This is a genomic window from Antribacter soli, assembly GCF_021568775.1.
Classification (GTDB): domain Bacteria; phylum Actinomycetota; class Actinomycetes; order Actinomycetales; family Cellulomonadaceae; genus Antribacter; species Antribacter soli.
In genome coordinates, this window is the sequence record NZ_JAKGSG010000011.1 from 83089 (window position 1) to 94965 (window position 11877).

An 11877-nucleotide genomic window follows, 5' to 3' on the forward strand; every position below is an offset into this window, starting at 1 on the left:
GGGCCGGACCCGCACGCGCTGCCTCGCGTCCGTCACGCGTCCCACGCCGACGCAGCCGCCCCGCTTCCACAGCTTTCTTCCTTTCAGGAGTGAATCATCGTGTCCGAGATCAAGCTCGTCGCCGAGGCCCGTACCGAGTTCGGCAAGGGCGCCGCCCGCCGCATCCGCCGCGAGGCCAAGATCCCCGCCGTCCTCTACGGCCACGGCACCGCGCCGGTGCACGTCGCCCTCCCGGGCCACGAGACCTCCCTCGCGCTGCGCCACAGCAACGCCCTCTTCTCCATCGAGCTCGAGGGCAAGGGCCAGCTGGCCATCGCCAAGGACGTGCAGCGTGACCCGGTGCGCAACGTCATCGAGCACATCGACCTGCTCGTGGTGCGCGCGGGCGAGAAGGTCACCGTCGACATCCAGGTGAACATCGTGGGCGAGTCGGCCCCCGGCACCATCCACCTCGTCGAGGCGCAGACCCTGTCGGTCGAGGCCGAGGCCACGCACCTGCCGGAGTCGGTCGACGTCGACATCACCGGCCTCGAGGCCGGCTCGCACATCACCGCGGCCGAGGTGAAGCTGCCGAAGGGCGCCACGCTGCTGACGGACGGCGACCACTTCGTCGTCGCGATCTCCGAGCCCCGCGGCGAGGCCGCCGCCGAGGAAGAGGCCGAGGCTGCGGAGACCGCCGAGGCCCCCGCCGAGGCCTGACACCTCCGGCTGACGTCGTCGCCGAAGTAGTACCTGCCGAAGCAGAACGGGCGGAGCCGCCGGCTCCGCCCGTTCTCGTTCGGCGGGTTCTACTTACGCAGGTACTACATCGCGGGAAGACGGAGAGGTGACATGAGCGACCAGCCCTGGCTCGTCGTCGGGCTCGGCAACCCCGGTCCGCAGTACGCGGGCAACCGGCACAACGTCGGCCAGATGGTGCTCGACCTGCTCGCGGAGCGCACCGGTGCGCGGTTCGCCCGGCACTCCCGTGCACAGGCCGTGGTGGCCGAGGCGCGGCTGGGCATGCTGCCCGGCGGTCGGCCCGGACCACGCGTGGTCCTCGCCAAGCCGACCACGTACATGAACGTCTCCGGCGGACCCGTGAGCGGCCTCGTGAAGTACTTCGGGGTCGACCTGGACCACCTGGTCGTGGTGCACGACGAGGTGGACATCCCCTTCGACACGATCAAGCTCAAGATCGGCGGGGGCGAGGGCGGCCACAACGGGCTGCGCGACATCTCGAAGGCGCTCGGCACCCGCGACTACCTTCGGGTGCGCGTGGGAGTGGGCCGTCCGCCCGGGCGCATGGACACCGCCGACCACGTGCTCAAGGACTTCTCCGCCACGGAGAAGAAGGATCTGCCGATCCTGCTCGACGACGGGGCCGACGCCGTCGAGCTGCTGCTCACGGAGGGTCTGCTCGCCGCGCAGGGGAAGTTTCACGTCGCCAAGGCGTGACTGTTCAGCCCCCGCGGCACGGCGCTGTGAACGCGAGACTCGGCCAGGCTGCGGGCGAAAAGTGGGCGAAAAACAGGGTGAAAAAGGGCAATAGGGTGAACTGGCCCTTTCACCCTTCGCGGGCGTTCTTCGGGACGATTCACAACTTAATACTGCCCGCATGGCCACTTCTCAGACGGCACCACACGTGCTCGTGATCATCCAGAACCTCCCGTTCCGCCTCGACCGGCGGGTGCGCACCGAGTGCCGCGCCCTCACCGACGCCGGCTATCGCGTCAGCGTCATCTGCCCCCAGGAGTTCCGCGACGAAGCAGCAAGCTTCACGGTGGACGCCACCACGGTCTACTCCTACGCGGCGCCTCCCGAATCCGTCGGTGCCCTGGGATACGCGCGTGAGTTCCTCCTGTGCTGGTGGCGGACCGCCCGCCTCGCTGCACGCGTGCACCGTGACGCACCGTTCCAGGTGATGCAGGCGTGCAACCCGCCGGACACGTACTGGGCGCTGGCGCAGCTGTGGCGCGCCCGCGGCGTGCGGTTCGTCTACGACCAGCACGACCTGTGCCCGGAGATCTTCGAGGCGAAGTTCGGTCGCCGCGGGCTGCTCCATCGCGTCCTGCGCCTCCTCGAGGGCGCGACGTACCGGACGGCCGACCGCGTGATCTCGACCAACGCGTCGTACCAGGAGATCGCCCGCACCCGCGGCCGCGTCCCGGCAGAGCACAGCGTGGTGGTCATGAGCACGCCCGACGCCGACCTCATGCGCCGCCGCGAGCGTGAGCCAGAGCTGCGTGGTGGCGCCGCGCACCTCGTCTGCTACGTCGGCATCATGGGCCCGCAGGACGGGGTCGACCGGCTGCTCGCCGCGGCCGACCACATCGTGCACGCGCGCGGCCGCCGCGACGTGCGGTTCGCGCTGCTGGGCTTCGGCGACTCGCTCGAGAGCCTCCGCGGGGAGTGCACGCGCCGCGGCCTCGACCCGTGGGTGCAGTTCACGGGCCGCGTCGACCACGCCCAGATCGGCCGCTGGCTCTCGTCGGCCGACGTCGGCGTCACGCCCGACCCGCCGAGCGAGTTCAACGACCGGTCCACCATGAACAAGACCCTCGAGTACATGGCGCACGAGCTCCCGGTGGTGGCGACCGACCTCACCGAGACCCGGCGGAGCGCAGGCGACGCCGCCCGCTACGTCACGGGCGAGGACCCGGCCGACCTTGGCGACGCGATCCTCGAGGTGCTCGACGACCCGGTGCGGGCGCGCCAGATGGGGCTCGTCGGCCGCGCGCGGATCGAGGGCGAGCTGTCGTGGCGGCACCAGGCAGAGGTGTACGTCGGGGTGTTCGACGGGCTGACCAGGGGCGGACCCCGCGCGATCGAGGGCGAGCCCGCGCGCTCCGGCGAGCCGGCCCGGCCTTCGGCGTCGGTCGACGCCTGAGCCATTCACCCGCTGCTCCGCGGGTGAATGGGCTTGAAGGCGCCCCGGCCGAGTGCTCCGTGGACCTACATTGCGGACGTGCAGCCCAATTCCTTGATCTCGTCGCCACGGCGCAGGCGCGTAGTCGCCGGTGTCATGGCCGCCGCCCTCGCCGCGGCGTTCGTGCCTGCCGTCTCGGCCACGGCCGAGACCAACCCGTGCACCACGGGCGGTAACCCGATCGTGTGCGAGAACTCCAAGCCGGGCTCGCCGCCCTCCGTGTGGGACATCTCGGGAGCGGGCGACCCTGACATCCAGGGCTTCGCCACCGACATCAGCGTCGACGGGGGCGACCGGGTCGACTTCAAGATCGACACCGACGCGCGCGCCTACACGATCGACGTGTACCGGACCGGGTGGTACCAGGGGCTGGGGGCGCGCTTTATCACGGCGGTCACGCCGTCGGCGGCGCTGCCCCAGCGGCAGCCCCAGTGCGTGAGCGACTTCACGACCGAGCTGTACGACTGCGGGAACTGGGCCGTCTCGGCCTCCTGGAACGTGCCGACCGACGCGGTCTCGGGGGTCTACGTCGCGCTCCTCACACGCACGGACACCGGCGGTCAGAGCCACATCACGTTCGTGGTGCGGGACGACGACAGCCACTCCGACATCGTGTTCCAGACGTCGGATCCGACGTGGCACGCGTACAACACCTACGGCGGGTCGGACTTCTACCAGGGCGCCGCGAACGGCCGGTCCTACAAGGTGAGCTACAACCGGCCCTTCGCCACGCGCGGGCACGCGGGCGGCCGCGACTTCTACTTCAGCTCCGAGTACGCGACGGTGCGGTTCCTCGAGCAGAACGGGTACGACGTCGCCTACCAGGCCGGCGTCGACACCGACCGGTACGGCGCGCTGCTGCTCAACCACGACGTCTTCCTCTCCGTGGGGCACGACGAGTACTGGTCGGGCGCGCAGCGCACCAACGTCGAAGCCGCGCGCGACGCCGGTGTGAACCTCGCGTTCCTCGCCGGGAACGAGGTGTACTGGCGCACCCGCTGGGAGGCGTCCGTCGCAGGCACCGCGACGAGCTACCGGACCCTCGTCTCGTACAAGGAGACGTGGTCGAACGCCAAGATCGATCCGGCCGCGGAGTGGACCGGCACGTGGCGCGACCCGCGGTACGCGAGCACCGCGAACGGGGCCGGGCTGACGGAGAACGGCCTCACCGGCACGGCGTACATGGTGAACTTCTCCGACCTGCCGGTGACGGTGTCGGCGGAGGAGGGCAAGCTGCGGCTGTGGCGCCAGACCAGCCTGCAGAACATGACGGCCGGGCAGACGCAGGCGCTCGCCGCGCACACCGTCGGCTACGAGTCCAACGAGGACCTGGACAACGGGCACCGCCCGGCCGGGCTGATCAGGCTCTCGACCACGACGGGAGCCGTGCCCGAGTACCTGCAGGACTTCGGCAACACCGTGGCGCCCGGAACGACCACGCACCACGTGACGATGTACCGGGCGGCGAGCGGCGCGCTCGTCTTCTCGTCCGCCTCCGTCCAGTGGGCGTGGGGCCTGGACCAGGAGCACGACGGCGACGGCGCACCCGCCGACCCCCGCATGCGCCAGGCCACGGCGAACTTCCTCGCGGACATGCGCGCCCAGCCTGTGACGCCCGCCGCGGGCATCGTCGTCACGCCGGCGTCCACCGACGTCGCGGGGCCCACGGTGCAGATCAGCGCGCCGGCGGCGGGGGCGGACCTCGCGAACGGCTCGCTCGTCACGGTGAGCGGGACCGCGCAGGACGCGGCGGGGCGGGTGGCCGGCGTCGAGGTCTCGCTCGACGGCGGCGCCTCCTGGCACCCGGCGCAGGGCCGTGGTACCTGGTCGTACTCGGGTTACCTGCCCGGCTCGGGGCCCGTGGAGCTGAAGGCTCGCGCGGTCGACGACAGCGCCAACATCGGCCCGGCGCTCGCGCGCAGCGTCGACGTGGCGTGCCCGTGCACCGTCCACGGCGACGAGGTGCCGGCTACGGCGTCGGTGTCCGACACCGGGGCGGTGGAGCTGGGCCTGCGGTTCGTCCCGACCCGGACCGGGTTCATCACGGGCGTGCGGTTCTACAAGGGCACCGCCAACAAGGGGACGCACAAGGGCACCCTCTGGGGCTCCGACGGCCAGCTGCTCGCCCAGGCCCAGTTCTCCGCCGAGACGGCGTCGGGCTGGCAGACCGTGAGCTTCACGACACCGGTCCCGGTGGCCGCAGGAGAGGCCTACGTGGCCTCCTACACCGCGCCCCTGGGCCGGTACGCGGTGCTGGAGAACGCCTTCACCGCCCGCGGGCGGAACGTGGACCCGCTCCAGGTCCAGGGCGGATTCGGCGCGACGCCGGCCGGCGTGTTCGGGTCCCCGGGCACGTTCCCGGCGTCCTCGTTCGGCAACGCCGACTACTACGTGGACCCGGTCTTCAGCGACACCGACAACTCGCCGCTCACGGTGTTCGGAGCGCGCCCCCTGGGCGGCTCCGTCAGCGTGCCGCTCGACACCACGGTGAGCGCGCGGCTGTCCAAGCCTGTCGTGGCGTCCTCCGTGGCGGTCGCCGTGGCCGACGAGGTGGGCACGCCGGTGGCCGGGACCACGTCCTACGACGCCGTGACGCGCACCGTCACCTTCGTGCCCGCGGCACCGCTCGCCGGGTTCGCGGGACACACGGTCACCGTCACCGCGACCGGGACCGACGGCCTGCCGGTCTCTGCGGGCGGCACCTGGTCGTTCCGTACCCTGCGTCCGCCGTCGGCGGCCTGCCCCTGCGGGCTGTTCGACGAGACGGTCACGCCCCAGACCGTCGATGTGCCCGACCCGGACGCGGTGACGCTCGGCGTGCGGTTCTCCGCCGCCCGCGCGGGAAAGGTGACCGGCGCCCAGTTCTACAAGGGCCCGTCGGGCACCGGCCCGTACACCGCGTGGCTGTGGGGACCCGACGGCCAGGTGCTCGCGCAGGGGCAGGTCACCGCCCCTGTCACGCAGGGCTGGCAGGAGGTGCCGTTCACCGCCCCTGTCGAGCTCCAGGCGGGCGTCACCTACACGATCGGCTACCGCGCACCCGCCGGCCGATACTCCGTCACCAACAGCGGCCTGGCGACCCCGATGACGGTGGGTGACCTCTCGACGCCCGCCAACGCCGGGGTGTTCACCTACGGAGGCGGCCGGCCGACGACCACGACGAGCACGAGCTACCTCGTCGACGTCGTCTACGACCCGACGCCCGCCGGGCCCTCGATCGTGAGCCGGTCACCCGTGCCGGGTGCCGCCGAGGTGCCCGTGGGCACCACCGTGTCCGTGACGGTCTCCGAGCCGCTCGCGCCCGGGGCCTCCCTCACGCTGACGGACGGTGCCGGTGCCGGTGTGGCGGGGACGGTCGCCCTCTCGCAGGACCGCACGACCGTGACGTTCGACCCCACTGCCGACCTCGCCCCGGGCGCGGTGCACACCGCGGCCTTCTCCGGGCAGACGGCGGACGACGGGGCGGCCGTCGGACCGGTCACCTGGACGTTCACCACCCAGCCGGCGGCCGGGTCGTGCCCGTGCACGCTGTTCGGCGCCCAGGTCCCCGCCATCCAGTCGGCCGACGACGGCGCCTCCGTGGAGCTCGGCACCCGGTTCAGCGCCGACCACGACGGGTTCGTGTCGGCCGTGCGGTTCTACCGCGGGGCCGGCAACACCGGGCCGTACAAGGTGACCCTGTGGTCCGCGGCAGGCGCCGCGCTCGCCACCGCGACCGCCCCGGCGGCGGCCGAGGAGGGCTGGCAGACCGTCCAGCTCGCGGAGCCGTACCCCGTGACGGCGGGCGCCACGTACACCGTGTCGTACCTGGCCCCGAAGGGGCACTACGCGGTCACCACGGGGTACTTCGACCAGGCCCGGACGAACGGGCCCCTGACGGCGCCGGCGGGCGCCGGCGTCTATGTCTACGGCGGCGGGGGCTTCCCGCAGTACACGTGGCAGGGCTCCGCCTACTGGGTCGATCCGGTGTTCACGAGCGGCCAGCTCGGCGTGGTGACCAGGTCGCCCGCCGCGGGCGCCTCCGGCGTCGACCCGGCGTCGACGGTGACGGCCCGGCTGTCGTTCGCGCCCCTCGGCGTGGATCCGGTGCTGAGCGTCACCGGCCCCGCCGGTGCCGTACCGGGGACGAGCACGTTCGACCCGGGCACCCGGACGATCACGTTCACGCCCGGTGGGCCGCTCCCGGGTGGCGCCCTCCTGACGGCCCGGGTCGACGCGGGCAGCGAGACCATCGCCACCTGGTCGTTCTCCACACGGATCTCGATGCCCACGGGTTCGGTGAGCCTGTGGTCCGAGAGCGACACCCCGGCGGTCGCGAGCTGGGCCGACCCGGACGCGGTCCAGGTGGGGACGCGTGTCCGGGTCGACGCCGCGGGCGCGGTCCACGGCATCCGGTACTACAAGGGTTCGCAGAACACCGGGACCCACACCGGGTACCTGTGGTCCGCGAGCGGGCAGCTCCTCGCGACCGGCACGTTCACCGGCGAGTCCACGTCCGGGTGGCAGACGCTGATCTTCGACCAGCCGGTCACGGTGCCGGCCGGTACGGACCTCGTCGCCTCGTACTACGCTCCGGCCGGCCACTACGCGGTGACCGCCGACGCGCTCGCGGCGCCACGTGTCCAGGGCCCGCTGTCCACCCCGGTCCCCGGCGGCGCGTACGTGTACGGCACGGGCTTCCCGTCCGGGAACTCGTCGCACAGCTACTGGGTCGACGTGGTGTTCGTCCCCGCGGGTTCGTAGCGCGCCGCGGGTCAGCGTTGTGGGTATGGCTACGGCGTGAGTTCCGACCGGAATTCACGCCGTAGCCATACCCACAACGACGCGGACGCGGACGCGGACGCGGACGCGGGCGTGGGCGTGGGCGTGAGCCCGGGGTGGAGCGGGTGGTGGCTCGGCGGGTCAGCGGGCCGTGAGCGTCGCGAAGAGCGACAGGCCGCATGCCCCGCCGTCGTCGGTCGCGGCGAGCGCGACCGAACCGTCGTCGCGCACGAACGTCACCTCCGTGGACCCGGGGCGCGCGTCGGTGGCGGTCTCCGCGAAGCCGCCGCCGGTGAACCACGCCCGGTAGGCGATGAGCAGGAGGTCGCACCCGCCGTCGGCGGTCCCGTCGAGGGTCACCTGGTACCGGTCGCCCTCGGCCGAGACGGAGCTCGACGACACGACGAGGTGCTCGGGGACCGTCACGACGTCCGTGGGGAACCCCGCCAGGAGGCCGGCAGCGGTGCCGGCGTCGGGTGCGGCGTCCCGCCGGCCCGCCGCGGGTGGCGCGACCGCGAGGGAGCTCAGCGGCCCGTCGCTCGCGACGGGCGACGGCGCGGTCTCGCTGCCCTCGCCGCCGCTCTGGCCGCCGCTGGCGCCCGACGGCAGGGACCCGGAACTGCCCGGGCCGGCTGTGCCCGACGGGGCCGCCGAGCCCGAAGGGGCGGCCGTGCCGGAGGGGCTGGCCGTGCCTGAGGCGCGCGGTCCGGAGTCGGGCGCCGTGCAGGCCGACGCCGTCAGGACGACGGTCGCCGCAAGGGCCAGGACACGGGTGCGCATCTCCCGAGGCTAACTCCGGCCGGGGGCTCCGTGGACGCGTCGACAAGGTGAATTCGCGAGCCGGACCTTTCACCCGCCGCGCTCGGGTGAACTGGCTTTATACCGCCCTTGACAGCGGTATCCGGCGGCTATGTTGATCGCGGCCCCGCCCTCGCAGACGAGCGTGGCGGGAATCCGCCGAGCCGGAAGGAAGGCACCCATGCCGGAGCCGAGAGTACTGCGTGCAGCCGTGGTCGGGGCGGGCTACTGGGGTCCGAACCTGGCGCGCAACTTCGCCGCGTCGGAGCGCTGGGAGCTCGCCGCGGTGTGCGACCTCGATGCCGCGCGCGCCGCGCGCGTCGCCCGCGCCAGCGGCGGGGCAGACGTCGAGACCTCGCTCGACGCGCTGCTCGCCCGGGACGACGTGGACGCCGTCGCGATCGCGACCCCGGCCCGCACCCACCACGCCATCGCGATGGCGGCGCTCCGAGCCGGCAAGCACGTCGTGGTCGAGAAGCCCCTCGCAGCCGACGCCGCCTCCGCCGACGAGATGATCGCCGAGGCGCGGGAGCGCGGGCTGGTCCTCATGACGGACCACACCTACTGCTACACCCCCGCGGTGCTCAAGATCCGCGAGCTCATCGAGGCCGGCGAGCTGGGGGAGATCCTCTACGTCGACTCGGTCCGCATCAACCTGGGCCTGGTCCAGCCGGACGTCGACGTGTTCTGGGACCTGGCACCGCACGACCTGTCGATCATCGACTTCGTGCTGCCCGGCGGCCTTCGGCCCCGCTCGGTCGCCGCCCACGGCGGCGACCCCCTGGGTGCGGGCAAGGCGTGCGTCGGCTACCTCTTCCTGCCGCTGGCCGGCGGGGCCGTGGTGAACGTGCACGTGAACTGGCTGAGCCCCACGAAGATCCGGCGGATCGCCATCGGCGGGTCCCGGCGGACCCTCGTGTGGGACGACCTCAACCCGCAGCAGCGGCTGAGCGTGTACGACCGGGGCGTGGACCTCGACCAGGTCGGGGCCGTGCCCGCCGACGACCGGCGCGCCGCCACCGTCTCGTACCGCCTGGGCGACACGTGGTCGCCCGCCCTGCCCGAGCGGGAGGCGCTCGGGCAGATGGTGGCCGAGCTGGCGTCGGCCATCCACGAAGGCCGTGCGCCTCTGACCGACGGGCGCGCCGGCCGGCGCGTCCTGGGCGTGCTCGAGGCCGCGTCGGCGAGCCTCGCGGCGGGCGGCGCCCTCGTCGCCCCCGAACAGGACCGAGAGCTGGAGATCACAGCATGACCACACTGCAGGGCGCGAACATCCTCGTCACCGGGGGCGCCGGAACCATCGGGTCCACGCTCGTCGACCAGCTCCTCGACGCCGGCGCAGGCCATGTCGACGTGCTCGACAACCTCGTCCGCGGACGCCGCGCCAACCTCGACGGCGCGCTCGCCGACGGGCGGGTCACGCTCGTCGAGGGCGACGTCCGCGACCGCGACCTGGTCCACGACCTGACGCGCGGGAAGGACCTGGTGTTCCACCAGGCGGCCATCCGCATCACGCAGTGCGCCGAGGAGCCCCGCCTGGCGCTCGAGGTGCTCGTCGACGGGACCTTCAACGTGGTGGAGGCCGCCGTCGAGCACCGCGTGGACAAGCTCGTCGCGGCGTCCAGCGCGTCCGTGTACGGGATGGCGGAGGCGTTCCCGACAGGGGAGCGGCACCACCACCACAACAACGACACGTTCTACGGCGCCGCGAAGTCCTTCAACGAGGGCATGATCCGCTCCTTCCGCGCGATGAACGGCCTCGACTACGTGCTGCTGCGGTACTTCAACGTGTACGGCCCCCGCATGGACGTGCACGGCCTGTACACGGAGGTGCTCGTCCGCTGGATGGAGCGGATCGCCGACGGGCGCCCGCCGCTCATCTTCGGCGACGGGCAGCAGACGATGGACTTCGTCTGCGTGCCCGACATCGCCCGCGCCAACGTGCTCGCCGCCGGCAGCGGCATCACCGAGGGCGTCTACAACATCGCGAGCGGCACCGAGACGAGCCTGCTGGAGCTCGCCGAGGCGCTGCTCCGGGCCATGGACTCCGACCTGCCGGTCGAGCACGGGCCGGAGCGGGCCGTCAACGGCGTGGTCCGGCGACTCGCCGATGTCTCCGCGGCCCGGCAGGACCTCGGCTTCGAGGCGACGATCGGGCTCGAGGACGGCCTGCGCCTGCTCGTCGAGTGGTGGCGGCCGCTGCGCGAGGAGATCGCCTCCGGCCGGGTGCTGACCGCGACCGGGACAGGTGCCGCATGACCGCCGCCGCGCCGTCGCGCGTCAACGTCATGAAGCCGTGGCTCGGGGCCGAGGAGGTCGCGGCGGTCACGGAGGTGATCGAGTCCGGCTGGGTGGCGCAGGGACCGCGGGTGGCGGCCTTCGAGGCCGCCTTCGCCGCGACGATGCAGGCCGACCACGCCGTCGCGACCTCGAACTGCACCACCGCGCTGCACCTTGCGCTCGTGGTCGCGGGGATCGGCCCGGGAGACGACGTCGTCGTGCCGTCCTTCTCGTTCGTCGCCACCGCCAACGCGCCCACCTACGTGGGCGCCCGCCCGGTCTTCGCCGACGTCGACGACGTGACGGGGAACCTCACCGTCGAGACCGTCGCCGCCGCGCTCACGCCGGCCACGCGGGCCGTGATCGTCGTCGACCAGGGCGGCGTGCCCGTCGACCTCCACGCGGTCCGCGCCCTGTGCGACCCGCTCGGGATCGTCGTGGTGGAGGACGCCGCGTGCGGGGCCGGGTCGACGTACCGCGGCCGCCCGGTCGGCGCCGGCGCCGAGATCGCGGCATGGTCCTTCCACCCGCGCAAGATCCTCACCACCGGCGAGGGCGGCATGATCACCACGAGCCGTCCCGAGTGGGCGGCGCGGGCGCGCCGCCTGCGCGAGCACGCGATGAGCGTGTCCGCCGCCGAGCGGCACGCGAGCCTCGTCGCGCCGGCCGAGGAGTACGGCGAGGTGGGCTTCAACTTCCGGATGACGGACCTGCAGGCGGCGGTCGGCCTGGTCCAGCTCGGCCGCCTGGCCGAGGTGGTGGCCCGACGCCGGACGCTCGCTGCCCGCTACCGGGACGCGCTGGGCGACGTGGCCGGCGTGCGGCTCGTCGACGACCCGGACTGGGGCACGAGCAACTTCCAGTCCCTGTGGCTCGAGGTGCTGGCGGAGTACCCGCTGGACCGGGAGGAGCTGCTCGTGGCGCTGGCCGAGGCGGGCGTCTCCGCGCGGCGCGGCATCATGGCGGCCCATCGCCAGCAGGCCTACGCGGGACGGGACACGGGTTCGGTCCCGCTGCCGGTGACGGAGCGGCTGACCGACCGGACGCTGATCCTGCCGCTGTTCCACCAGATGACCGACGACGAGCTCGGCCGCGTCGTCGCCGTGGTGCGCGAGGCAGGGAGCCGCTGA

Annotated in this window: 8 protein-coding genes; 7 read left to right on the forward strand and 1 reads right to left on the reverse strand. The window is 72.9% G+C overall.

Going from position 1 to position 11877, the window contains the following annotated elements:
• Window positions 1-99: 99 nt before the first annotated feature.
• The 4 genes from L1785_RS03175 to L1785_RS03190 all read left to right on the forward strand — a co-directional run bounded on the left by L1785_RS03175 (window position 100) and on the right by L1785_RS03190 (window position 7651).
• A complete protein-coding gene (locus L1785_RS03175; protein ID WP_236087684.1) occupies window positions 100-699 on the forward strand; it encodes a 50S ribosomal protein L25/general stress protein Ctc in 600 nt (199 codons plus the stop codon).
• Between the two features lie 132 nt (window positions 700-831).
• A complete protein-coding gene (pth, locus tag L1785_RS03180) occupies window positions 832-1437 on the forward strand; it encodes an aminoacyl-tRNA hydrolase (RefSeq protein WP_236087685.1) in 606 nt (201 codons plus the stop codon).
• 160 nt (window positions 1438-1597) lie between these two features.
• Window positions 1598-2869 carry a glycosyltransferase family 4 protein gene (locus tag L1785_RS03185; protein WP_236087686.1) on the forward strand — a complete coding sequence of 424 codons (1272 nt, stop codon included), beginning with the start codon at window positions 1598-1600 and terminating at the stop codon, window positions 2867-2869.
• Between the two features lie 135 nt (window positions 2870-3004).
• Window positions 3005-7651: a DUF4082 domain-containing protein gene (locus L1785_RS03190; RefSeq protein ID WP_236087687.1), complete on the forward strand. Its 4647-nt coding sequence runs from the start codon at window positions 3005-3007 to the stop codon at window positions 7649-7651.
• A 159-nt stretch (window positions 7652-7810) separates the two neighbouring features.
• On the opposite strand, the gene L1785_RS03195 is transcribed toward L1785_RS03190, so the two are convergent.
• Window positions 7811-8449 carry a hypothetical protein gene (locus L1785_RS03195; protein WP_236087688.1) on the reverse strand — a complete coding sequence of 213 codons (639 nt, stop codon included), beginning with the start codon at window positions 8447-8449 and terminating at the stop codon, window positions 7811-7813.
• A gap of 199 nt (window positions 8450-8648) precedes the next feature.
• Here L1785_RS03195 and L1785_RS03200 point away from each other — a divergent pair, with 199 nt between their 5' ends.
• The 3 genes from L1785_RS03200 to L1785_RS03210 are packed head-to-tail and all read left to right on the forward strand — an operon-like array spanning window position 8649 to window position 11877.
• A complete protein-coding gene (locus L1785_RS03200) occupies window positions 8649-9719 on the forward strand; it encodes a Gfo/Idh/MocA family protein (protein ID WP_236087689.1) in 1071 nt (356 codons plus the stop codon).
• The gene (locus L1785_RS03205) at window positions 9716-10726 is read left to right on the forward strand and encodes an NAD-dependent epimerase/dehydratase family protein (RefSeq protein WP_236087690.1); all 1011 of its coding nucleotides are present in this window, start codon (window positions 9716-9718) and stop codon (window positions 10724-10726) included. Before L1785_RS03200 ends, L1785_RS03205 begins: the two co-directional genes overlap by 4 nt.
• The gene (locus L1785_RS03210; protein WP_236087691.1) at window positions 10723-11877 is read left to right on the forward strand and encodes a DegT/DnrJ/EryC1/StrS family aminotransferase; all 1155 of its coding nucleotides are present in this window, start codon (window positions 10723-10725) and stop codon (window positions 11875-11877) included. The genes L1785_RS03205 and L1785_RS03210 overlap by 4 nt, the downstream gene beginning before the upstream one ends.

Coding starts and splice junctions, on each gene's coding strand:
- L1785_RS03190 (WP_236087687.1), top strand. CDS start 3,005: ATGGCCGCCGCCCTCGCCGCGGCGTTCGTGCCTGCCGTCTCGGCCACG.
- L1785_RS03205 (WP_236087690.1), top strand. CDS start 9,716: ATGACCACACTGCAGGGCGCGAACATCCTCGTCACCGGGGGCGCCGGA.
- pth (WP_236087685.1), top strand. CDS start 832: ATGAGCGACCAGCCCTGGCTCGTCGTCGGGCTCGGCAACCCCGGTCCG.
- L1785_RS03200 (WP_236087689.1), top strand. CDS start 8,649: ATGCCGGAGCCGAGAGTACTGCGTGCAGCCGTGGTCGGGGCGGGCTAC.
- L1785_RS03185 (WP_236087686.1), top strand. CDS start 1,598: ATGGCCACTTCTCAGACGGCACCACACGTGCTCGTGATCATCCAGAAC.
- L1785_RS03195 (WP_236087688.1), bottom strand. CDS start 8,449: ATGCGCACCCGTGTCCTGGCCCTTGCGGCGACCGTCGTCCTGACGGCG.
- L1785_RS03210 (WP_236087691.1), top strand. CDS start 10,723: ATGACCGCCGCCGCGCCGTCGCGCGTCAACGTCATGAAGCCGTGGCTC.